Annotated in this window: 21 protein-coding genes; 10 read left to right on the top strand and 11 right to left on the bottom strand. The window is 71.9% G+C overall.

Going from position 1 to position 22,645, the window contains the following annotated elements; genetic code table 11:
* Positions 1-20: 20 nt before the first annotated feature.
* Positions 21-1,262, bottom strand: a complete 1,242-nt coding sequence (locus NP777_RS02930; RefSeq protein ID WP_256648401.1) for an NAD(P)/FAD-dependent oxidoreductase — start codon at positions 1,260-1,262, stop codon at positions 21-23.
* On the bottom strand, positions 1,259-1,456 hold the full coding sequence (locus NP777_RS02925) for a ferredoxin (protein WP_256648400.1): 198 nt from the start codon (positions 1,454-1,456) through the stop codon (positions 1,259-1,261). The genes NP777_RS02930 and NP777_RS02925 overlap by 4 nt, the downstream gene beginning before the upstream one ends.
* A gap of 349 nt (positions 1,457-1,805) precedes the next feature.
* Here NP777_RS02925 and NP777_RS02920 point away from each other — a divergent pair, with 349 nt between their 5' ends.
* The gene (locus NP777_RS02920; RefSeq protein WP_256648399.1) at positions 1,806-3,734 is read left to right on the top strand and encodes an FUSC family protein; all 1,929 of its coding nucleotides are present in this window, start codon (positions 1,806-1,808) and stop codon (positions 3,732-3,734) included.
* 6 nt (positions 3,735-3,740) lie between these two features.
* Here NP777_RS02920 and NP777_RS02915 read toward each other — a convergent pair whose 3' ends face one another.
* Together NP777_RS02915 and NP777_RS02910 are read right to left on the bottom strand one after the other, a co-directional pair.
* Positions 3,741-6,116: an NlpC/P60 family protein gene (locus NP777_RS02915; protein WP_256648398.1), complete on the bottom strand. Its 2,376-nt coding sequence runs from the start codon at positions 6,114-6,116 to the stop codon at positions 3,741-3,743.
* Between the two features lie 163 nt (positions 6,117-6,279).
* Positions 6,280-7,791 carry an AlkA N-terminal domain-containing protein gene (locus tag NP777_RS02910; protein WP_256648397.1) on the bottom strand — a complete coding sequence of 504 codons (1,512 nt, stop codon included), beginning with the start codon at positions 7,789-7,791 and terminating at the stop codon, positions 6,280-6,282.
* A 359-nt stretch (positions 7,792-8,150) separates the two neighbouring features.
* On the opposite strand from NP777_RS02910, the gene NP777_RS02905 reads away from it, so the two are divergent.
* Together NP777_RS02905 and NP777_RS02900 are read left to right on the top strand one after the other, a co-directional pair.
* Positions 8,151-8,576 (top strand): VOC family protein, encoded by a 426-nt coding sequence (locus tag NP777_RS02905; RefSeq protein ID WP_256648396.1) that lies wholly within the window; start codon positions 8,151-8,153, stop codon positions 8,574-8,576.
* Positions 8,577-8,747: 171 nt separating this feature from the next.
* On the top strand, positions 8,748-8,984 hold the full coding sequence (locus tag NP777_RS02900) for a hypothetical protein (RefSeq protein WP_086885525.1): 237 nt from the start codon (positions 8,748-8,750) through the stop codon (positions 8,982-8,984).
* A 70-nt stretch (positions 8,985-9,054) separates the two neighbouring features.
* On the opposite strand, the gene NP777_RS02895 is transcribed toward NP777_RS02900, so the two are convergent.
* Positions 9,055-9,381, bottom strand: a complete 327-nt coding sequence (locus NP777_RS02895; RefSeq protein WP_391858444.1) for a LysR substrate-binding domain-containing protein — start codon at positions 9,379-9,381, stop codon at positions 9,055-9,057.
* A gap of 102 nt (positions 9,382-9,483) precedes the next feature.
* On the opposite strand from NP777_RS02895, the gene NP777_RS02890 reads away from it, so the two are divergent.
* Positions 9,484-10,470 (top strand): diaminopropionate ammonia-lyase, encoded by a 987-nt coding sequence (locus NP777_RS02890; RefSeq protein ID WP_256648627.1) that lies wholly within the window; start codon positions 9,484-9,486, stop codon positions 10,468-10,470.
* 36 nt (positions 10,471-10,506) lie between these two features.
* Positions 10,507-11,787, top strand: a complete 1,281-nt coding sequence (locus NP777_RS02885) for a M20 family metallo-hydrolase (protein ID WP_256648395.1) — start codon at positions 10,507-10,509, stop codon at positions 11,785-11,787.
* A gap of 12 nt (positions 11,788-11,799) precedes the next feature.
* Here the strand turns inward: NP777_RS02885 and NP777_RS02880 are convergent, their stop codons facing one another.
* Positions 11,800-12,540, bottom strand: a complete 741-nt coding sequence (locus tag NP777_RS02880; RefSeq protein WP_256648394.1) for a type 1 glutamine amidotransferase domain-containing protein — start codon at positions 12,538-12,540, stop codon at positions 11,800-11,802.
* 91 nt (positions 12,541-12,631) lie between these two features.
* On the bottom strand, positions 12,632-13,459 hold the full coding sequence (locus tag NP777_RS02875) for an endonuclease I family protein (protein ID WP_256648393.1): 828 nt from the start codon (positions 13,457-13,459) through the stop codon (positions 12,632-12,634).
* A gap of 226 nt (positions 13,460-13,685) precedes the next feature.
* On the opposite strand from NP777_RS02875, the gene NP777_RS02870 reads away from it, so the two are divergent.
* The gene (locus tag NP777_RS02870) at positions 13,686-14,393 is read left to right on the top strand and encodes a ribonuclease H family protein (RefSeq protein WP_256648392.1); all 708 of its coding nucleotides are present in this window, start codon (positions 13,686-13,688) and stop codon (positions 14,391-14,393) included.
* Positions 14,394-14,406: 13 nt separating this feature from the next.
* Here NP777_RS02870 and NP777_RS02865 read toward each other — a convergent pair whose 3' ends face one another.
* On the bottom strand, positions 14,407-15,300 hold the full coding sequence (locus NP777_RS02865) for a maleylpyruvate isomerase family mycothiol-dependent enzyme (RefSeq protein WP_256648391.1): 894 nt from the start codon (positions 15,298-15,300) through the stop codon (positions 14,407-14,409).
* A gap of 85 nt (positions 15,301-15,385) precedes the next feature.
* The gene (locus NP777_RS02860) at positions 15,386-16,348 is read right to left on the bottom strand and encodes a zinc-dependent alcohol dehydrogenase family protein (RefSeq protein WP_256648390.1); all 963 of its coding nucleotides are present in this window, start codon (positions 16,346-16,348) and stop codon (positions 15,386-15,388) included.
* 167 nt (positions 16,349-16,515) lie between these two features.
* Between NP777_RS02860 and NP777_RS02855 the strand changes: the two genes are divergently transcribed.
* The gene (locus NP777_RS02855; RefSeq protein ID WP_256648389.1) at positions 16,516-17,151 is read left to right on the top strand and encodes a TetR/AcrR family transcriptional regulator; all 636 of its coding nucleotides are present in this window, start codon (positions 16,516-16,518) and stop codon (positions 17,149-17,151) included.
* A gap of 81 nt (positions 17,152-17,232) precedes the next feature.
* Positions 17,233-18,141 (top strand): phytoene/squalene synthase family protein, encoded by a 909-nt coding sequence (locus tag NP777_RS02850; RefSeq protein ID WP_256648388.1) that lies wholly within the window; start codon positions 17,233-17,235, stop codon positions 18,139-18,141.
* Positions 18,142-18,168: 27 nt separating this feature from the next.
* Here the strand turns inward: NP777_RS02850 and NP777_RS02845 are convergent, their stop codons facing one another.
* Positions 18,169-18,843, bottom strand: a complete 675-nt coding sequence (locus NP777_RS02845) for a hypothetical protein (protein ID WP_256648387.1) — start codon at positions 18,841-18,843, stop codon at positions 18,169-18,171.
* Positions 18,844-18,969: 126 nt separating this feature from the next.
* Entirely contained in the window at positions 18,970-19,626 is a 657-nt protein-coding gene (locus NP777_RS47995; protein WP_256648386.1) for a TetR/AcrR family transcriptional regulator, read from the bottom strand.
* 111 nt (positions 19,627-19,737) lie between these two features.
* Here NP777_RS47995 and NP777_RS02835 point away from each other — a divergent pair, with 111 nt between their 5' ends.
* Both NP777_RS02835 and NP777_RS02830 read left to right on the top strand, forming a co-directional pair.
* On the top strand, positions 19,738-21,249 hold the full coding sequence (locus NP777_RS02835; RefSeq protein WP_256648385.1) for a serine hydrolase domain-containing protein: 1,512 nt from the start codon (positions 19,738-19,740) through the stop codon (positions 21,247-21,249).
* A 160-nt stretch (positions 21,250-21,409) separates the two neighbouring features.
* On the top strand, positions 21,410-22,645 hold the full coding sequence (locus tag NP777_RS02830) for a cytochrome P450 (RefSeq protein WP_256648384.1): 1,236 nt from the start codon (positions 21,410-21,412) through the stop codon (positions 22,643-22,645).

Below are 22,645 nucleotides of genomic sequence, written 5' to 3'. Positions count from 1 at the left end.
GCCGGAAATTGACGTCGCGGTCACCGGAGACTGGCCGAGAGGTGTCGGCCGGGCCACACTGCCCGGGGAGCGGGCAGGATCGCTGCCCACGGTGCCCGGTCAACCACGAGTTGACGCAGTTTGCGCAGCTCGCACGGGCTGTTCCAGCCGAGCACCCCGACCACCCGGCCCCGGTGTCCGTAGGCGACGACGAAATGGCCGCCCTCGAGCTCGCCATGGAGCACGGCGAGCTCGGCGTCGGCGGGAAAGATGCCGTACGCCTGGATATGGGCGTCGTACTGATCGGTCCAGAAGTACGGCACGGGGGCGAACGGCTCGTTCTCGCCGAGCACATTGTGGGCGACGGCCCGCGCCTGTTCCGTGGCGTTCAGCCGGTGTTCCAGCCGCATCCGGCAGCCGAAGTGGTTGTTGTGCCACGACGCGACATCACCGGCCGCGTAGACGCCGGGCGCCGCTCGGCAGGTGGGATCGCATTCGACCCCGTTGCCCAGCTCGAGGCCGGACCCGGCCAGCCAGCCGACCGCCGGGGCGGCGCCGATGGCGACCACCACGACATCGGCGTCCAGCAGTGTGCCGTCCGTGAGTTCGAGCCCGGTCACCCGGCCGCGGGACTCGAAGAACCGCCGCACCCCGGTGCCACAGCGCATGGACACCCCGTTCTTCTTGTGCAACCGCCCGACCAGGCCGGCTATCCGATCGCCGAACTGCCGTCGCATCGGCACCGGCCGGGGGTCGATCATGGTGACGTCCAGCCGCATCCTGCGGGCCGCCGCCGCGGCCTCCGAGCCGAGGAAGCCCGCGCCGACCACCGCCACCTTCACACCGGGCTCGCGGCGCAGATCGGCGCGCAGGGCGAGGGCGTCGTCGAGGGTGCGCAGCAGATGCACCCCGGCCAGATGGTGGGCGCCGGGCAGGCTGTTGGGGGTGACACCGGTGGCGATGACCAGGGTGTCGTAGGAGACGCTGTCGCCGCCGTCCAGCACCACCCGGCGGGCGCCGGTGTCCAGACCGGTGGCGGATCTGCCGAACAGCAGCCGCGCGTCGAGGGCGGACAGCTCCTCGTTGGTGCGCAGCTTGATCCGGTCCGGCTCCCAGGTGCCCGCCAGGATCTGCTTGGACAACGGCGGCCGGTTGTAGGGGGTGTGGGGCTCGTCGCCGATGAGGGTGAGCCTTCCGTCGTACCCCTTGCCGCGCAGTGTGACGGCCGCGGTGAGCCCCGCGACCGAGGCACCCACGATCACGACGTTCCGCGGTGCGCTCACGAGTCGGCCAGTGCGATCGCCAGGGCGGGGCAGACGGCGGCCGCGTGACGGACGTCCTCGTGCAGCTCGGCCGGCGGGCGGTCGTCGAGGAGTACGGCGACGCCGTCCTCGTTCCGCTGGTCGAACACCTCCTGGGCGGCGAGGACACACTGCCCCGAGGCGACGCATTTGTCCTGATGCAAGGTCACCTGCATGGCGTTCTCCGGCACTGGGGATCAACGGAAGGCGGTTACCAGACGAATGTTCGGTAACGGGCGGAAGGGAGGCTAGTTCTCCCGCGTATCCAGCACAACACGCTCCGCACGAAGCTGGCCACGGAGCGAGACATATGAGCCTGGCATGTGCGCCCTGAACAGGCCGACCGGCCGGTCCGGGAAGACTGTACAAAACACCAGGTCACACCCGGGTCCGCGGACCGACGGCCGGTTGTGCGCGGGATGGGGCATCAGCGGCTCACATGGCGGAAATACGCAGGTTACGAAAGTTCCGCATTGCTCACGTACGGTTCGAAGAGGCCCACGATTTCCACCGCACGGAGGATCCTTGCGCGCGTTTCGCACACCGCCCGACTGGCTGACGCACCCCCTGCGCGGGGTGCGGGCGCTGCGGGGTCCAGTGCCGTGGGCGGCGATGGTCCGCGGAGCCCTCGGCGTGGGACCGGTGGTGGCCGTCGGCGTGGCGTCGGGACACACCCCGTTCGGGATGCTCACCGGGCTGGGCGCGATGTTCGCTCATATCAACGACCGCCCGGCCACCCGCGCCACCCGTGTCGTGCGCATCGGGCTGCCCGCCCTCGCCGGGGCCGTCGGGCTGCTGACCGGGGCCTGGCTGGGCACGCTCGGCCTCGGGACGTGGATCGCGCTCGCCCTCGCCGCCGTCGGCCTGGTCTCCGGCGCGATCAGCGCCATCGGCCCGGTCTGCTCCTCCGCCGGGGTGCAGCTCATGGTGCTCGCCGTGGTCGGCGCGGGCATGCCCCTCCCGGTGTCCCCGCCGGCTCGGGCGGGCCTGCTGCTCATCGGCGCCGCATGGGTGATCGCCATGGCCGCGCTGCTGCCACGCGTCATCCCCTCGCGCCAGGCCGCGCCCTCCGGTGAACGGGAGGCGGTGGCCGCCGTGTACGACGCCCTGGCCGATCTGATGACGGCGGTCGGCACCGACGGCGGCCAGGCCGCCCGGCGCAAGCTGTCCGCCGCCTACGACGCGGCGTACGAAGCCCTCTACGCCCATCGGCTCCCCCTGCACCGCGTCGACGAGGAGGAGCGGCGGTCGCGCGACCGGCTGGCGGTGGCCGGAGCGCTCAGCGAGGGCATCCTGACCCTCCTGTGGGAGGACGAACCCGTCCCCGAGCGCATCGCCCGCACCCCCGCCCAACTGGCCCGCTCGGTACGGACCGGACTGCCACCGGGCCGGCTGCCCGCCCCCGTACCCGACACCGCGGGCAATGTGGCCATGCACCGGGCGGTGCTGCTCGCCGCGCGGGTCTTCGACGGCGAACCGGCGCCGCCCGTCGGCGCGGTCGTCCCCGGCCACCGGCAGCGGCTGCGCCGCGCGCTCGGCCCGGCGGGCCGGGAGTACGCCGCCCGGGTGGCCCTGTGCGTGGGCGCCAGCACCGCCCTCGCCCAGCAACTCCCGGGCGACCACTGGTACTGGCTTCCCGCCACGGCCGCCTTCCTGGTCAAGCCCGACATGGGCCCGCTGGTCTCGCGGGCCCTCTCCCGCGCCCTCGGCACCGCCGTGGGAGTGGCCGTCTTCGGCGCCCTCGCCACGCTGCTCGCCCCCGGCGCGGGCGACCCCGGCACCTGGCCGGTGGCCGTCGCGGCGGTCTGCTCCGCGCTGATCCCCGTCTCGGTACGCCACTTCGCCCTGCAGACCGCCGTGCTCACCCCGCTGCTGCTCTCCCTGGTCTACCTCGGCGGCGACACCGACCCCGGGTTCACCCGGCTCACCGACACCCTCCTGGCCTGCGGTGTGGTGCTGGCCGCCGGGGCGCTGCCCGGGCTCGGCGGCCCGCGCGCCCAGGTGTCGGTGCGGCTGTCGCTCGCGGTCCGCGCCACCCGCGACCACCTCGACCGGGTGCTCACCGCCGAGGCGCCGTACGCCACCCGGCTGCGGCTGCGCCGCGAGGCCTACCGCGCGCTCGCCGACGCGCGCCGGGCGGTGGAGGTGGCCAGTGCCGAACACCCGCCGTTCGGCCGGGACCTGGCGGCCTGGGGGCCGGTGGTGCTGGCGCTGGAGAAGATCGTGGACGCGGTCACGGCCTGCGGTGTACGGCTCGACCAGGGCGCCCCACAGCCCGACCCGGCCCTCGCGGCCCGGCTGCGGGCCGCGCTGTCGGACCTGGCCGACGCCGTCGCCACCCGCCGGCCCCCGACGGACCTCGTCCTGCCCGCGAGGGCGGCGGTGGGCGACTGCGCGACCATCGCCGATGTCACCGCCGGGCTGCGCACGGTACGCGACCTGGCGGCCCGCTGACCCCGGTCACCTCCCCGGCGGCGGATTGCCCGGCGCGCAGAGCGGCACCCCGTCCTGCCACGCACCGCCCTTGAGATAGATGTTGCTGATCCATCCCTGGCGGTCGGACAGGTAGCTCCAGGCGTCATTGGTATAGCCCTCGGCCGTCACCCGCTCCGCGTGGACCTGGCAGTGGACCCGCACCTGGCCGGGACCCTGGAGCGTGGTCACCGCCGGTGAGCCCTGCGCGGGGTCCCGGTGGACGCGTACGTCATCGCCCCACGTGTCACGGAAGTCGACATTGTCGCCGTAGCCCCCGCCCTGGTTGGTGTCGCATTCGGGAACGCCCTCGAGCCAGGCGCCGCCCCGGACGTAGATGTTGGACACCCACGCGTTGCGGTCCGGCAGATGGGCCCACGCGTCGTTGGTGACGCCGTCCGCGGTGACCTCCTCGCCCCGCGCCTGGCAGTCGACGCGCACCGTCGTCGGCTTCGGCAGCACGTCCGTCGCCTGGGCCTTCGAGGACGGGCCGCCGCGCAGGGCGACATCGGTGCCCCAGGTCTCGCGCCGCGATCCGGCGCCGTCACCGGGCGGACCGCCCTGGCCCGGATCGCCGTCACACGCCGGGACACCCGGAATCCACTCCGGCCCCTTCACATAGATGTTGCTGACCCAACTGCCGCCGTCGTCCGGCAGATGCGACCACACATCGCTGGTGTAGCCCTCGGAGGTGACCCGCTCGGCACGCCGCTGGCAGTCGACCCGGATCCCCGTCGGCCCGGGGAAGGTGGAGTGCACCGCCGACCCGGCGGACGGCTCGGTGTGGGTGCGCACATTGGTGCCCCAGGTGGAATGGGGCGCGTCACCACCGCCGCCACCCCCCGCGCCACTGATCCGCACGGCACCGGTGTAGTCGTCGTGGCCGCGCAGCGGGGCCACCCGGATCTTCTCATCGGACTGCGGGGCCTCGGCGATCTGCCCGTTGCCCAGATAGATCGCGGTGTGGTGGATATTGCCCGAGGTGCCGAAGAACACCAGATCGCCGGGGCGCAGCGCGCCCTCGCCCTGCCCCGCCGTCATCCGCACCGGCCACGAGGCGTTGTACATCTGCTCCGCCGTGCGGTCGCCCAGCACGTCATAGCCGGTGGCCTTGTAGAACGCGTAGCGGACGAACCCCGAGCAGTCGAAGCCCTTGCGGTCGGGGTCGTTCCGGCTCCGCTCCGGGTCCGAGGAGTCCACATGGCCGAAGGTGGCCCCCGGCGGATTCACCCCGTGGCCGCCGCCCCAGGTGTACCAGGTGTCGGCCCCGACCACCGCGCACGCCTCCCTGATGGCCGCGGCGCCCGTCGCGTCGGTGTCGCCGTGCGGTGCGCAGGACTTGTCGTTCGGGTCGTTCGGCGGCGCCGGAGGGTCGTCCGGCCGCCCCTGCGGGGGCGGTGGAATGTCCGGCGGGTTGGAGTCACCGGTCCCGGGGGCCGGTGGCGGTCCCGGTGGCACGGTGTTCCGTTCCGCCTGGTGCGTCAGCGCGGATTCCACCGCCTGGGCGCCGGTGGAGTCGGCGCCGCGTGCGTAGTCGCCGTGCGGCCCCTGGCTGTCCGCGGCCCGTTTGGCGATGTCCACCCAGTCCCCGGGCAGGGTCTGACCGGGGCGGTTGCAGAACTGGTCGTCCGTGCGGCAGATGTCGTGGTAACGGCCGTCACCGAGGAAGCCCGAGAAGGTCTCCGGCACCGTGGCCCGCTGCAACAGTCCGCCGTCGGCCGCCTGGGCCTCCGCCGGGGCGAAGTCCGGCGTCACCGTCCGCGTCTGACCGCTCTGCGCCATCCCCGGCTGGCCGTTGCTCCGGCTGGGGTCGGCGACGTTCACCACGGCGGCCACGGCCTCCTGATTGGCCTGGAGCAGCGGATCCTGCATCGCCCGCTTCATCAGATGGGCACCCATGGAGTACCCGAGCAGAATGAGGTTGGTGCCCTTGCCGCAGGTGGTGTTGTACCAGCTCACCTCGCGGGCGAGCTGCTCCGTCCCCAGCTTCAGCGACTCGTTGTAGCCGGGCTCCCAGGGCCAGTACTGCAACGCGTTCGCGGGGTAGGAGAGGTTGCGGATGTCCACGGCGTCGTCCGCCCGCGGATTGCCGTCCGGATCACGAGCGGCGGTGCCGATGCCCTTCGCCTTCAGGGCGTTGGTGATCCCGCCGATGTACTGGCTGTTGACCGGGCTGCCCCAGGGGGCACCCGGCCCGACCGAGGCGTCCGCGCCATAGGCGGAGATGACCACCCACGGTTTGCAGACGGTCGGCTGAGGCGGCGCCGGATCGGCGTGGGCCTGCTGCGGGATCCCGAGCAGCGCGCCCAGCAGGGCCCCGGCACCGAGGATCCCTTGGACAACGCGCCCTCTTCTGTGTCCCATTGACGACCTCCCCCAGTTCGCGCTCGTCGCGAGTGCTCGCTGCGCACGCTCTCAGCGGCATAAAGGGGCCGTAAAGCGGCGGCGGACCGGGGTTTCAGAATGGGCCGTCGTTCTTCACGCCGGGGTCATCGATCTCACCGCGCCGTCATCGGGACGTTCCCGGTCATGCGGTCGCGGGCCGGGGTCGCGGGGCGTTCCAGAGGTGGTGCATGGCGTACGAGCGCCAGGGGCGCCAGCCCTCGGAGTCCTCCAGCTGCGCCCCGGCACCGCGGGCCCCGGCCCGTACGGCGACATCCGACTCCAGCAGCACATCGGGGTCGCTCAGCGCCCGCATCCGGATGTAACCGGACGTCCAGGGGCCGATGCCGCGCAGCCCCAGCAGCTCCTTCTCGGTCCGGTCGCGGTCGGCGCCCGCGTCCAGCCGCACGGTGCCGTCCGCGAGCGCCGCGGCGAGCGTGCGCAGCGTGGCGCGCCGGCTCTCGGGCATGCCGAGCTCGGCGAGTGGCGCCTCGGCCAGGTCCTCCGCGCCCGGGAAGAGATGGGTGAGCCCGCCGTCCGGCCGCTCCAGGGGCTTGCCGTACGCGGCGATCAGCCCATCGCCCAGCACCCGCCCGGCGGCCACCGAGACCTGCTGGCCGAGCACGGCGCGGAGGGCGAGCTCATGCGGGTCGGCGGTGCCCGGCGAACGCAGCCCCGGCCGCGCGGCCACCAGGGGCGCGAGCGCGGCATCGGTGCCGAGGCGCTCGGCGACCGCGTACGGATCGGCGTCCAGGTCGAACAGGCGCCGGATCCGCTGGATGGCGGTGGTCAGATCGCGCAGCTCGGTCAGGCGCAGCCGGCACTCCAGCCAGCCGTCACCGGGCCGTTCGTCGACCTCGACGATGGCGCAGGCGTGCGGCAGCCGCAGGGTGCGGCGGTAGGTGCGGGCGCCCGGCGCGCCCACCATCTCCTCCAGGCCGGTGAGGGCACGCCGGGCGAGAAAGTCGAAGACCCGCGCGGTGTCGTACGGGCCGCGGTAGGCGAGCCGCAGCGGCACCCCGGCCGTTGCGCCACGCGTCCCGCCGTTGGTCCCCAGCACCCCGCCGGGCGCCGCCGCGGACCCGGACAGGGCGGACTTCTCCGGCCGGGCGGCGCGCAGTTCGGTGGGGGTGGCGGCGTAGATCTCGCGCAGGGTGTCGTTGAACTGCCGGACGCTGGAGAACCCGGCCGCGAACGCGATCTCCGAGGCCCGCAGCGCGGTGGTCTGCAGCAGGATCCGCGCGGTGTGGGCGCGCTGGGCGCGGGCGAGCGCCACCGGCCCGGCGCCGAGCTCGGCGGTCAGCTGCCGCTGCACCTGCCGGGAGCTGTACCCGAGCCGTGCGGCGAGCCCGGCCACCCCCTCCCGGTCCACCACTCCGTCCCCGATCATCCGCATGGCACGGCCGACGGCGTCCGCCCGCGCGTTCCAGTCGGCGGAGCCGGGCACGGCGTCCGGCCGGCAGCGACGGCAGGCCCGGAACCCCGCGCCCTGCGCGGCGGCGGAGGTCGGGAAGAACCGGACGTTCTTGCGCCGGGGCGTGGTGGCGGGGCAGCTCGGCCGGCAGTAGATCCCGGTCGTGGCGACACCGAAGAAGAACTCGCCGTCGAACCGCGCGTCGCGGCTGCACACCGCCTCGTACCTGCTGTCGTCGCTCATCACACCTCCACTGTGCGCCCTGGGAGGGAAGGTGTGCTGGCGGAAATCGGACATGGCGCTCGCCAGGCGGACGCGCCCGGGTCGGCTCCATCCCATCTCGGTGTGGCGGGTGCCACGTGGACGGCGCGTACGCCGAGTCGGGGTGCATCCCCGGGATCCCAGGGCCGGATCCGCGGGCGCTGCTAGAGTCGGTGACGTGACTGCCGGGTCGGCCATGGGCCACGCACGAGTGAGGCGCCCGGCCTCGGCGTGAGCCCGAGGCGGGCCAGAGGCCCGCCATTTCCTCCGTGTCCTTCCTCCGGGCGCCCGTATGTGGCGCCTGTTCCAGCGGATTCCACGATGCGGAGACACCACCACAGATGCCACACCACGCCCGGCCCAAGCACGACTCCGAGCCCCCGGCCACCGCTGTCCAGCTGAATCACACGGCCGTCTACGCCCATGACCGGTACCTGTCCGCCGAGTTCATCGCCGCGATTCTGGGAGTGGAGGTCGGAGCCCCGTTCGGCCCGTTTCTGCCCGTCGATCTCGGCGGCGTGACGCTCGACTACTACGAGAAGCGCGACGAGCCCATACAGCCGCAGCACTACGCGTTCCTCGTGCCCGATGAGCAGTTCGACGCCATGATCGCCCGCCTGGTAGCGGTCGGCGTCACCTACTACGCCGACCCCCACCACACCGACCCCGGCCGGATCAACCGTCTCTTCGGCGGCCGTGGCGCGTACTTCGACGACCCCGGCGGACACAACATGGAGATCATCACCCGGCCCTACGCCCGCCCCTAGCCACCGGCCCGGTGAGCATCGTCCTGGCCGCCTGGCCAGGTTCGGCGCGTGGCTTTCCCACCGCCGTCCATCAGGCGTTTTCCCGCGTATGGGCGAACGCCACCCCTGGCCGGGCCATGATCCGATGCCCCCTAGACTGTCTCGCAATCCTCACGTTGATCGGAGCACGACATGCGTCGCCTTGCCCTCGCCCTCCTGGCATGTTCAGCCCTCACACTCGCCGGGTGCGCGCAGGACTTTGACCGGGGTCCTGATGGGACAGTCACCGACAAGGTCAAGGACGGGAAGAAGTTCTACCTGGTCGTTGATCCTGCCAAGGGCGGCGAGGAGAAGAAGTTCCGGGTCAGCAAGTACGACTACCACGACTGCAACCGTGGTTCGAAGTACCCCAAGTGCGTTGACGACTAAGGGTAGTTGAGCCTAAGCGCACTCATCGTCGGCCCCGACCGTCCGCGGTCGGGGCCGACGATGTTTCGATTCACACGTCGGCCGAGTCGGCCACGTCCGTGGCCACCTGCCGCAGGGCTTGGCGGCAGGCCGCGATCGCGGGGTGGCGGCTGCGGCCCCGGCGCACCGCGGTGAAGACACGGCGGGCGCGCCGGCCGCGGGGGAGTTGCCGCACCGCGACGGTCGGGGGCGCTCCGTTCCATACGAGGCTGGGGAGCAGGGCGGCGGCGTGGCCCTGCTCGGCGAGGCGGAGGTGGATCAGGAGGTCCGTGGTCTCGAACCGTACATCGGGCTCGAAACCGGCGTTCCGGCACAGGGTCATGGCCCAGTGGCGGGCGGCCGTGCCCTCGGGCTCCATGGCCCAGGGGTGGCCGGCGAGCGAGCGCAACGACGCCGTGGGGCCGCCCTTGGAGTCGGGCCCGGTGCCGTTCCGCTCACCGGCCGGTGCGGGCAGCCCCCGCTGACCGAACTCCCCCCAATCGCAGCCGAGTTGAGTGTAGGGCGGGTCTTCGTCAAGGACGAGTCATGGCGTCTGGGCCTGCCCGCCTTCAAGGCCCTGGGCGCGTCCTGGGCCGTGCACCGCGCCCTCGCCGCACGGGCCGTGCAGGGCGATGCCACCGCGCCCGTCACCCTGGTGAGCGCGACCGACGGCAACCATGGCCGCGCCGTGGCCCGGACGGCACGCCTGCTCGGCCACCGCGTCCGGATCTTCGTCCCGCGAGGTGTCCATCCGGCGGCCGTGGCGGCCATCGCCGCGGAGGAGGCGGAGGTCGCCCAGGTCACGGGCGCGTACGACGAGGCCGTGCGCCAGGCGGCCGAGGCGGCCGCCGCACCGGGCGCGCTCCTGGTCCAGGACACCGCCTGGCCCGGCTATGAACGGATACCGGGCTGGATCGTCGAGGGCTACTCCACGCTCTGCGCGGAAATCGACGAGCAACTCGCGGTCGCCGGAGCGGGGGCGCCCGACCTCATCGCCATCCCGGTGGGCGTGGGTTCGCTGGCCCACGCCGTCGTCACCCACTACCGCGGCCGCCCGGCCGGGCCGCCCACGGCGCTGCTTTCGGTGGAACCCACGGCCGCCCCGTGCGTCATCGAGAGCCTCATGCGTGGCGAGCCGGTCAGCGTCGCCACCGGCGAGACCATCATGGCCGGATTGAACTGCGGCACCCCCTCCAGCATCGCCTGGCCTCATCTGCGCGACGGGCTCGACGCGGCCATCGCCATCCCTGACGCCGCGAGCGCCCGCGCGGTCGGTGACCTCGCCCGGCTCGGCATCTCCAGCGGCCCCTGCGGCGCCGCCTCACTCGCCGGGCTGCGCGCCGCGCTCACCGGCGACGGCGCCGATGGCCGCCGCGCCGCACTGGGCCTCGGCCCCGCCTCGACCGTCGTGCTGCTGAGCACGGAGGGCAGCGCCGCCAACCCCGCCGCCACCACAGCGGACAGCTGAACCCATCCGCATCCGATCACCTTCGGGAGACGCGATATGACAGGCCCCACCCCCGACACGATCACCGTCGACGGCCACCGGCTGTGGCAGTCACTGATGGACCTCGCCGAGATCGGCGCGTACGACGACGAGCACACCGGTCTGCGCGGGGTGAACCGCCTGGCCCTCACCGACGCCGACGCCGCCGGGCGGCGTCAGGTCATCGCATGGATGGAGCGGGCCGGGCTGACGGTCCGGGTCGACCGGATGGGCAACATCTACGGCCGCCGCGAAGGCACCGACCCCACGGCGGCCCCCGTGCTGACCGGGTCGCATATCGACAGCGTGGCCACCGCCGGTGCCTTCGACAGCTGTCTCGGAGTCCTGGGCGGCATCGAAGTCGTACGGACCCTCGACGAGCGGGGCATCAGCACCCGCCGCCCCATCGAGATCGGTGTCTTCACGGAGGAAGAAGGTGTCCGCTTCGGCACCGACATGCTCGGCAGCGCGGTCGCCGCGGGGCGCCTCTCCCTGGAGTACGCCCACGCACTGACCGATCGCGACGGCCGTACCCTCGGCGGCGAACTGACCCGCACCGGCTTCCACGGCCCCGCCGATGTCCGTCTCGACCCGCCGTACGCCTACGTCGAGTGCCACATCGAACAGGGCCCCGTGCTCGCCGAGAACGATGTCCAGGTCGGCGTCGTCACCGGCGTTCAGGGCATCTCCTGGCAGGAGATCACCATCCACGGCCGCGCCGCGCACGCCGGTACCCCCCCGACCCATCTGCGCGCCGACGCCGGCCTCGCCGCCGCCCGGATCGGCGTCCAGCTGCGGACCATGGTCGACTCCGGCGCCTACGGCGAGCTGCGCGCCACCGTCGGCCACCTCGCCGTCCACCCGGACCTGACCAACATCGTCCCGGCCCGCGCCGAGCTCACCGTCGATCTGCGCAACCCGGACGACGCCCGGATGGCCCGCGCCGAGGAGGACCTCGCGGCCTTCCTGCGCACCCTGGAGGACGGCACGCCGGGGCTCACGTTCACCACCCGGCGTATGGCCAAGACCGCGTATGTCCCCTTCGACGAGCGCGTCCGGAAGGTCATCGCGCAGGCCGCCGACGACCACGGTCTGGCACACATCCCCCTGCTCTCCGGCGCCGGACACGACGCCCAGGAGATCGCCGCGCTCTGCCCCACGGCGATGGTCTTCGTGCGTGGTGAGTACCACGGCATCAGCCACAACCCCCGCGAGTACTCCACCCCCGAAGCGTGCACCCACGGTGTCGACGTCCTCGCGACCACTCTCCTCCGGCTGGCCACGCAAGGCCCGTCGTGATGGGCGTGCCGGTCAGGTGAGCATCGTGGCGAAGCGCCGTGCGAAGAGATAGGCGTCGCCGGGCCAGCGGGCGGAGAGGTAGTTGCCGTCCTGGACGACGAACGCGGGGGTGTCATCGGTGGCCGTGCCGCGGCGCCGCAGCTCGACGGGGCCGCGTTCGAACTGGGCGGGGTCGGCCAGGGCGGCGACGACCTCGTCCTGGACGTAGGCCGGGTAGGTGCGGTAGTAGCGGCCGCGGCGCCAGGCCGTGAGGTAGTACGCGGTCCGCTCCATATAGCCGGGCAGGCAGGTGGTGCGCCGGCCGGCGAGGAGGCTGCGGCCGGTGGCCGGGTCGCGGGTGCGGGCCAGGGCGAGGACGCCGTGGCATATGGCGCCCACCGGGCGGTCCAGCCGCCAGAACTCCGCGATCTTCTCGCGCAGCAGGCCGGAGCCGAGGTATTGGCGCATCCCGGGCGCGTGGCCGCCGGGCAGGATCAGCCCGTCGTACGCCTCGGGCCGGAGGTCCGCCCACGCGACGGGGTGGCGGAAGGCGGCCTCGCCGGTCAGTCGCTCGTAGAACTCCTTGGGCTCGGGCTCCGCGCCGAGCTGCCCGAAGAGCACTCCGGTGAGCAGTAGCGGATCGGCGGCGGGTGGACCGTCGCCGCCCTCGGTGGCGAACACCACCTCATGGCCGAGGCCGGTCAGCAGCTTCCAGGGCACGGCCACCTCGGTGACGTCGAAGTCCCGGTCGGGCAGGGGGAGGAGGATACGCACGAGGACTGCCTACCACAGGACCGGCGCCCCTGCCCCGGCGCGTCTTCGTGCCGGGGCCGGGGCCGGGGCAGGAGCAGGGTCGGGAGCTGGATTACTTCCAGATGGAGTCCACCCACTCCGGGTGGTCGATGAACGGGTTCCGGTTGTGCTGGAACTTGTCGTAGATGACCTCGTTACGGTTCTTCTCGAAGTCGTCGGGCGGGTCCTCGGCGCTCCACGTCTTCAGCACGGACAGCCGGCCGATGTTGGGCGCGGAGCCGTTGTCGACCTTGTCGTTGGGCTCGAGGTCGGCGAAGCCGTCGTCTCCGTCGTAGCGGACGGCCATGTAGAGGATCATCCGGGCGATATCGCCCTTGACCTGGTCGCGCGGTTCGAAGGAGTCGTCGTCGGTGCGGTTGCCCGGGGCGTCGGGCACCTCCTCGCCGCCGTTGTCGAAGTCCTTGTTGCCGCGGGTGCTGTTGACCTTCACATTGGCCGGGCGCAGGTGGTGCAGATCGGTGCCGGGCCCGGTGGCCGTGCCGAAGTCGCCGTGCGACTTCGCCCAGACGTGCTCGCGGTTCCAGTCGTCGGGGTCGCCGCCGTTGGCGTCCTTGGACTGGGAGCGGCCGGAGTAGAGGAGGATGACGTTCGACGGGTTGTCCGGGTCCTCGTCCGTGGACTTCAGCGCGTCCCACACCTCGTCGTAGGACAGCTTGGTCTGCTCGCTGATGATCGTGTGCAGCGCCGCCTTCAGCTCCGGGCCGCTCTTGCCCGCCGCGTCCTGGTAGTAGTCGTCGGGTGCCTGCACGGCCGTGGGCCGGGTGGTGTCCGCCGTGGCCGGTGTGTTGGCGGCGGCGACCGAAGGGGCGGCCACACCGGCCGCGGCAATGATGGCCAGCAGAGGAAGGCGCCGTGACCGGCGCACGCGATGAGTGGACATGATGTGGGGGGTGTCCTCTCCGAGACGAGTACCCGGACCGCCAACTGACGGCGTGGGTACGGACGTTCAAGGCACAAGCTCTCGGAGACTCGCATGTGTGACGCCCGAACGCGTGTACATGATGTGCCCGTTCCGCGTGAATCCGGTGAACGCCCCGGGGGCGGGGAGAGGGCCGACCGACGGGTCTGCCGTCGGGCCGGGTCGGCGGAGCTGGCAGTATCGGCGTATGGCTGAACAGATCATCGCCGCGTGTGACGGGGCATCGAAGGGAAACCCCGGGCCCGCGGCCTGGGCATGGGTCATCGCGGGCACCGACGGTGAGGTGGAGCGCTGGGAGGCCGGGCCGCTGGGCACCGCGACCAACAATGTCGCCGAGCTGACCGCGCTGCGAGAGCTGCTGGAGTCCACCGACGCGGGCGTGCCGCTGGAGGTGCGGATGGACTCCCAGTACGCGATGAAGGCGGTCACCACATGGCTGCCCGGGTGGCGGAGGAAGGGGTGGAAGACCGCCTCGGGGTCGCCGGTGGCCAACCGCGAGCTGGTGATGCGCATCGACGAGCTGCTGGACGGCCGTACGGTGGAGTTCGTCTACGTTCCGGCGCACCAGATCGACGGTGACCCGTTCAACGCGGCCGCCGACCAGGCGGCCAGCCACACGGCCCGTACCCAGCAGCCCGCGGGCACCTCGCTGGGCTCCGCCCTGCCACCGCCCGAGGACCGGACGGCGACCCGCTCGGCCGGTCGCGGTGGCGCGGCGCGCCCGCGTACGGCGGCGGCACAGGGGCGGGGCACCGGCTCGAAGCGGAGCACCGGTGCGAAGGGGTCCATCAAGGCGAAGTTCCCCGGCCGGTGCCGCTGCGGTACGCCCTATGCCAAGGGCGAGAGCATCAGCAAGAACTCCGACGGCTGGGGCCATCCGTCCTGTGCCACCTGAGCCACGGGGTGGGTCAGGGCGGGGAGAAGAGCGTGGGGAAGCGGGGCGCGAGCCAGGGCTTGCGGCCCCAGGTGAGGACGCGGCCCCTGGCGACGGCGCTCCACGGTCCGAGGCGGCCGAGCGCCATGAGGAGGAAGGCCACGGGCTCGGTGAGGATGGTGCAGTCCGGGCGGCTCGGCGGGCGCGGTGTGACGGTCACCGCGCCGTCGGTGAAGGTGGCGCCGAAGCAGGCGCCACCCCTCAGATGGATGGCGTAGCGGGCGGTGAGCCCGGCGGCGACCGTGGTGTCGAGCACCCGTGGCATGGCCGTGATCAGGAAGGGCAGGGTCAGCTCGACCCGGGCCCGGTTGAGCATATGCGGGCTGCCCAGCGCACGGGCGAGGTCATAGCCGTGGCCGAGCATATGGGTCAGCAGATACGACCCCAGTACCTCGAGGCTCATCGGGCCCATCGGCGTCTTGAGTTCGCCGTGTGACGCGGGGCGCGCGGGTGACGTGTGTGGCGCGGGTGGCGCGGGTGGCGCGGGTGGCGCGGATGATGCGGGTGGCGCGGGCCGGGCCGCCGACTGGAGGAAGGCTTCGGCCTGCTCCACGATCATGGCGGCCAGCGGCTCGGCCCGGCGCTCGGCGAACGCGGCGAGCGCGTGCTGGTTCGCCTCCGCCAGCCCCCGCGGTGTGCCGTCCCCGTAGCCGCGTTCCTTCCCGTCCGCGAGGTGTGCCATCAGCTCATTGGCCTGCGCCAGGTGTGCCGCCGCCTCCCCGACCGTCCACCGCGACCCGGGCACCGGAGCCCCGGTGTCGGACGCGCCGCGCAGCGTGGCGGCGATGTCGGCCGCGGTGGCGCGTATCGCCTCGGCCAGTCCCGTGGGCCACGTGCCGCCGTCGCCCTGCCCCTTCACCGATTCCACGCACGCTCCCTCCGCCTGGCCGGGAAGATCCCCCGGGGTACGTACGGTGCCACGTGTCCCACGGCCGCCGGTATCGCATCGCGGGTTACGGTGTCAGCACGATCCTGCCGAACACCTCGCCGCTGTCCATCTTGCGGTGCGCCAGTACGGCTTGCTCCAACGGCAGCAACTCGTGCACCACCGTCCGCAGTTCGCCTCGGCTCGCGGCCTCGAATTGCCCGGTCCGCACGGCGCGTCGATCGGGCTCGGCCACGGTGGCGGCGCTGAAGGCGGCGAACGACATCGACTTCTGGAACGCCGCCATAATCGCCATACCGAAGTCCGCCGGTGGCATGCCGCCGACCGCGCCGACGGCCACCATCCGACCGTTCGGGTTGAGCTTGGCGAAGAAGGCCGGCATGTCCGCACCGGCGATGATGTCGATGATGACGTCGTAGCCGGAGGGAGCGTCGTCGCCTCCCTCGCCCGAGCGGTCCAGCACATGGGTGGCGCCGAGCTTGCCCAGCCGATCGCCACGCTCGGCCGACGACGTCGTGACCGCCACCGCCCCGGCACCGCCACGCGCCGCGAGCTGGACCGTCATGATGCCGAGGCTGCCGGCCGCGCCCCGCACCAGCACCGACTCGCCGGGAGCGAAGTGGGCATGGGACAGGGCGAAGTGGGCCACGATGCCGGAGCTCCCCAGCGTCACCGCGTCGACGGCGGAGAGGCCCGCGGGGAGGGGGAGGATTTCCTCGACCGCGGCGATCGCCTCTTCGACGTAGCCGCCGTGCACACCGGTGAACGCCCACACGCGCTGACCGACCCATGATGTGTCGACGCCGTCGCCGACCGCGGTCACGGTGCCCGCCACCTCGCTGCCGGGGATATGGCCTTCCTTGAAGCCGTAGCCGGCGAGGGTCCCGCGGCGGATCACGGCGTCGGAGCCGCCGACGCCGATCGCCTCATTGGCGATCAGCACCTGTCCGGCGCCGGGAGTCGGGACGGGGATGTCGATCAGTGCCAGACCTTCGGGAGATCCGAACGCCTGGATGGCGACTGCCTTCAAGGTCGTCTCCTTGCTCTGGGTTCGATGAGGCCGGTGGGATCGATGGGTTCAACGAGGTCGGTGGAATCGACGGGATCGGTGAGATCGACGGGACCGACGGGATCGATCGGAGCCGGCCCGAAGGACGATAACGGACGCCCCCGTCCACTTTGGCTAAAGTGAGAGCGGTGACCGACCGTTTGCCTCACCCCCTGCGCTCCGACGCCTCGGACAACCGGGAGCGCATCCTCGACGCGGCCCGCGCGCTGTTCGCCACCGAAGGGCTGAAGGTGCCGATGCGGGAGATCGCCCGGCACGCCGGGGTCGGCCCCGCCACGCTGTACCGCCGTTTCCCGACCAAGCAGACGCTGGCCACCGAAGCCTTCACGGACGAGATGCGCGCATGCCGCGCCATCGTCGACGAGGGGCGTGCCGAGCCGGATCCGTGGCGCGGCTTCTGCCTCGTGATCGAGCGGACCTGTGAGCTGCACGCCCGCAGCCGGGGCTTCACCGAAGCCTTCATGTCGACCTTCCCCGATGCGATGGACTTCGTCGCCGAGCGCGAATACGCGCTGAGGTCGATCGCCGAACTGGCCCACCGCGCCAAGGACACCGGCCATCTGCGCCCCGACTTCGTCCTGGACGACCTGGTCATGATGCTGATGGCGAACAGGGGCATCCACACCGCGTCGAAGGCCGGCCGGGTGGCGGCATCCCGGCGCTTCGCCGCGCTCGTGATCCAGGCGTTCCAAGCCTCGCCGCAACACTCACCGCTGCCGCCGGTGGCACGCCTGGCGTCCGCGGCACCAGGCAAGATCACATGAAGACACCAGTCGGGGCCGACCGGCCCGCGTAGTGTTCTGGCGGTCGGCCGCCGGAGGACCGAGGAATCTGGAGGGTTGGGCGTGGGCCTGTGGGACAGGGCGCTGGATGCCGCGGGGGTCGGCGATCCCGGGCTGCGGGAGGACTATACGCGGCAGCGGAAAATCGTCGCGGGCTACCGGCGCAGCTCCTACCTCGCCGCGCGCCTGCTGCTGCCTCCGCCGTTGCTGCCACATCTGATCGCGGCGACCGCCTTCATGCACCGCACCGACACCCTCCTCGACAGCGGTCCCGTGGCGGAGCGCGCCGGGGCCTGCGCGGAGTGGGTGAAGGAGGTACGTGACGGCCTGGCCGGTGGCGAAAGCGACCACGCCGCCGTACGGCCGCTGCTGCACACCGTCTCCGCGCACCCCGGGATGCGCGGCCGGGTCGAGGACTTCCTCGACGCGGCCGCCATGGAGCTGGAGTTCACCGGCTTCGACACCGAAGCGGACTACCAACGCTACGTCGACGCGTATGCGCTCCCGGCGTTCATGCTGATCGCGGGCCTGGTGGCCGGGGAGGAGCCTGCGACGGACTACCGCGAGGCATGCCGTACGTACATCGACGGCAGCCAGCGCCTGGACTTCGTCAACGACCTGGCCGAAGACCTCGCCGACGGGCGCCTGAACGTGGTGCGGGAGACGCTCGACGCCCACGGTGTCACCCGCGCCGACCTGGAGAACGCCCGGGACACCCCCGCGATCCGGAGCCTGCTGGCGCATCTGCTCGGTGAGGCCCGCGAGTGCCTGGCCACCAGCCGAAGCCTGGTCGGCCTCGCACCGCCCGAGGGCCGCCCGCTCTTCCGCGCCATGATCGAGATCGAGCTCCTCACGACCACGGCAGCCGCCACCAAGGGCCCCGGCATCCTCCGCGCCCCCGCCCGTCCGCCCCTACCGGCCACCGCGCGGGTACTGCTCCGGGAGCGCCGCAGCGCCCGTCATCTGCGCTGAACACCGCACCTCGTCGGCCATGGCGGCTCAGGAAGCGCGGGCCTCGCCGGGCTCGCCGGCATCGGAGGACGCATCGGAGGCCACTTCGACGGCCGCTTCGGAGACCGCATCCGTGGTGGCAGCCGAATAGAAGACGGCCTTCTTCTGCTTGGTGCGGTGTGCTTGCCCCTTGGCCACAAGTGATTCGAGAGTGCTGCGCACGACCGTGGGCTTGATCTCGCGCTCCGGAAGAGCCTGGCTCAGTGCGGCGGTCACTTCGGCCGCCGAACGGGGCTCACCGTGCTGGGCGAGGTCATCACGTACCAACTCCCGAAGCGTGGGCACCCCCGCTTCCCGCACCCGCTGACGACGCGGACGGCTCCCACCCGCATCCGCCCCCTTCCGCTTGCCACCGGCCGCGTCGGCCTTCTTCCTCGCCTTGCGCGTGACGGACAGTGCCGCGACCTCTCGTCGCGCGGACGAACCGTCCCCCGGACCACTGACGCCACCGTTCTCCGTCGCGCCACCAGCGGCGTCGCCACCAAGCGTCTGCCGCATGCTGAGCAGAAGCGCCCGGTTGTCATCCAGCACGGCCAACTGCTCTCGCAGCGCCGCGATTTCGGCGCTGAGACGTTCACGTTCGGCGGAGTTGCGTTCCAGATCGGCCGCGACCTGAGCCGCGTACTGGGACTTCAGACTGGCGCTCTCGGCAGGAGTGTCCACTACGAGCTCCCTCATCTGGGCACGTTGCACGTTGGTGCTGGATGGTACATCCGTGTGAATGCCACGTGGGGTTGATCCCGCTGCTGAGCCGGGCCGGTCACTCGCCGGCCGGGCCCTGACAAGCTGTCAGCCGGACGCCGCGGCGTTGGCGTATTGGCGACACTCCCCAGTGAAGACGGTGGCCAACTCTGAGGTGATAACCGACGCCGAGAGCACAGCCGGGGACACCCCGTTCACGCCGGCGGGGTCGCGGAAAACCTGAAGCGCAAGCCCTTCGGTCACCGCGGCGAGCCGAACGGCCACGGGCCATGGATCCAGGTCCGCCGCGACCTCGCCGCACTCCTTGCCGTTGTGGACGGCCCGGGCGATGTCCTCGCGCAGTCGCCGACCCGTCGCGACGTCGACCTCGGCGAGGGCGGGGGCGTCCAGTGCGCGGCCGGCGAACGCCCTGGTGACCCTGAATTCGGTGCGGCGTGTCTCGTCCAGGGGGATGAACTCGGCCATGGCCTCGGCCAGTACGTGTGAAATGGGCCGCTGGTGCTCGACCCCGGCCCGGATCCGCTCGTCGGCCCGGCTCCGGATGGCGGCACTGACCTCCTGAAAGGCGTGCAGCAGCATCTCGTCCTTGCTGCGGAAGTAGTGCTGCACCAGCCCGACCGACATCCCGGCCGCGGTGGCGGTGCGGGCAATGGTGACGGCGTCGAGCCCTTGTTCCGAGATGAGCCCACAGACGCTACGGGCGATCTGGCGTCGGCGTTCGTCATGGTCGGCGGTCCTCGGCACTTGATAACCGTATCACCGTACGGTAATAACCGTATGGCCATACGGTTATTCGTCCCGCCTCTGGAGGAAACGGTGAGGAACCCCATGCGCCTCCGCTTACGGCGCGCAGCCGTGAGCGCCGTGGTCCTGGTACTCGGGCTGCTGCTGTCCATGCCCGCTGCCCCTGCCGCCGAGGCTTCCGGTCACCCGGCCTCGGGCCGGCCCGGCAGTTACGCCGCCATCGACCACTACATCCGTGACCGGATGAAGGCCACCCACGCGCCAGGGATCTCATACGCCGTGGTCGGCCCCGACGGGCCGGTCCATCGGCGATCCTGGGGAACCGACGGGCGCGGCCGGCGCGTCACGGCCGAAACGCCTTTCCTATGGGGCTCGGTCGCCAAGCCGATCGCCGCCACCAGTGTGATGGTCCTCGTGCAGAACGGGCGGCTCCGCCTTGACGACCGGGTCGTGGACCACCTCGCGGACTTCCGGTTCGGGGGCGCCGCGCACGCCTCCAGGGTCACGGTCCGCCACCTCCTCAACCAGACCTCCGGCATACCTGAGTCGGCCACCCTCGAAGTCACCGACTGCTTCGACGCCGACTGCCCCCGCCCGGCGGAGCGCATACGCGCCCTCAACGGCGTGCGGCCGATCGGCCCGCCCGGCGCCAAGTACGCCTACAGCAGCGCCAATTACCTCGTCCTGACCGCCGTGGTCGAGGCCGTGACCGGACGCTCCTTCGCCGACCACCTCAGACAGGCCGTGCTCGACCCGGCGGGCATGGACGATGCCATCGCCGACCAGGCATCGGCTCGCAACCAGAACCTGCCCCCGGGGCACCAGCTCCTGTGGGGTGTGCCGACCGCGATCGCGGACGGCGTGGACGACCACGGCGCGGGCTACGGCTACCTGGGTGGGGACCTGCACGACCTGGCCGCCTTCGCCGCGTTGCAGCTCCGCGGCGGGAGGGCCGCCGACGGTGACACCGTCCTCACTCCCGAATCCGTAAGGCTGATGCGTGAGGAAGGCAGGCCCCGGCCCACCGGCGCCGCGACGGGCTACGGTTTGGGCTGGCGGGTCGGCGGCCTGGACGCGCCACTCGAGGACGCCATCTGGCACACGGGCGCCACTCCCGGCTACTCGGCGATGCTCTTCCTCTTGCCGAAGCGCAACATCGCGCTCGTCCTTCAGCAGAACCTCTACGGGCTCCTCCATGACGAGGCGGTCATGCAGGTCGGCTTCGGTGCCGCACGGATCCTCGGGGGTGGCCGGGCGCCCACGAGCACCACATTCGCGTCCCCCTACTACTGGGCCGTTTTCGGCGCCACCGCGTGCGCCATGGCCCTGGTTCTGGCGACCGTCCGCTCGGCCCTGCTCCTCCGCCGTCCTGTCACGCCCGGTTCCGGGCCGCCCCGCACCCTCCTGACCGCCGTGTGGTGCGTGGTGGGCGGGCTGCCGTGCGCCGCCCTGGCCTGGGCCGTGGACCGGATGAGCCCGGGGCAGCTCATCAACTGGCTGCCCGACATCTTCATCTCCGTATGTGCCGCGGCGGCCGCCGGTGCCGCGACCCTCATCCTCCGTCTTGCCCTTGCGATCCGTGCCACCCGCTCGCAGCCCTCAACGCCCCCGCGAACACGATGAGTACAGCCTGTCGGGTCGCGTCGCACGGCCTCTTGTGGCGGAAAGGTGACGTTCGTAAGGTGACAGTTGTCAGGCTGGCAGGAGGCAGGGGCAGGCCCGGAGCGGGGGAGTGGCGGTGAGGTGCCGCCGGGGCCTCAACTCCGCAACCGAGGAAGGCGAGATGACGACCACCGCATCCGGGACCGCTATCACCGAGGAAGCACCGTTCTTCCCCGCTCCGCGCAGCTGTCCGTTCAGCGCGCCTCCGCAGCACACCGCGTTCCGGGAAGCGGGTGGGCTGCACAAGGTCACCATCTGGGACGGCTCGACGCATTGGCTGGCCACGCGGCACGCGGACATCCGGGCCGTTCTCTCCTCCCCGTCCTTCAGCGCCGACGTACGCAACCCGGACTTCCCGCTGGTCCACTCCAACCAGCCCGAACACGAGGGTGGTCTGTTTCTGCGGCTGGACGACCCCGAGCACGCCCGGCTCCGGCAGATGCTCACCAAGGAGTTCAGCGTCAGGCGCACTCAAGCGATGCGCGAGGAGCTGTCGCGGATCACGGATGAGCTGATCGACGCCATGCTCGCCAAGGGCGGTCCGGTCGACTTCGTCCAGGACTTCGCGCTGCCCCTGCCCTCCCGGGCCATCTGTCTCATCCTCGGTGTCCCTTATGAGGACCACGCCCTTTTCGAGCGGCACGCCAACGCCGGGACGGACCTGGATGTCAGCCATGAGGAGCGTGCCCGTACGCAGCGGGAGGCGTTCGCGTACTACGAGGCCCTCGTGGAGCGGAAGCGCCGTGAGCCCTCGGACGACATGATCAGTCGGTTGCTGACGCAGCACACCGGGCCGGACGGGTTCGCGCCCGAGATGTTGCCGGTCCTGGTGGGGATTCTGGTCGGGGCCGGGCATGAGACCACCGCCAACATGCTGGGCCTGGGCACGGTGGCGCTCCTGGTCAACCCCGATCAGCGGGACCGGCTGCGGGACCGCCCCGAGTTGGCGCCGAGCGTCGCGGAGGAGATGTTGCGCTACTGGAGCATCGTCTCCACCGATCCGCGGCGTGTGGCCCTCGAGGACGTCGAGGTGGGCGGGCAGCTTGTCCGCGAGGGGGAAGGAGTCATCGTCTCGCTGATCGCGGGGAACCGGGATCCGCGTGCCTTCGGCGCCAACGGGGGTGAGTGCCCCGCGGACACGCTCGACATCGGGCGCAACGCCCGCCGCCACGTGGCGTTCGGGTTCGGCTCCCACCAGTGCCTGGGGCAGAATCTGGCGCGGGTGGAGATGCAGGTCGCCTGGCCACGGCTCTTCGAACGCATCCCCGGGCTGCGGCTCGCCATCGCCGAGGACGAGCTGCCCTTCAAGAAGAACTCCATCGTCTACGGCCTCACATCCCTTCCGGTCACCTGGTGA

Origin of the sequence: Streptomyces rugosispiralis (assembly GCF_024505145.1) — a bacterium.
GTDB classification, from domain to species: Bacteria; Actinomycetota; Actinomycetes; order Streptomycetales; family Streptomycetaceae; genus Streptomyces; species Streptomyces rugosispiralis.
This window is presented reverse-complemented; position numbering and strand designations above follow the sequence as displayed.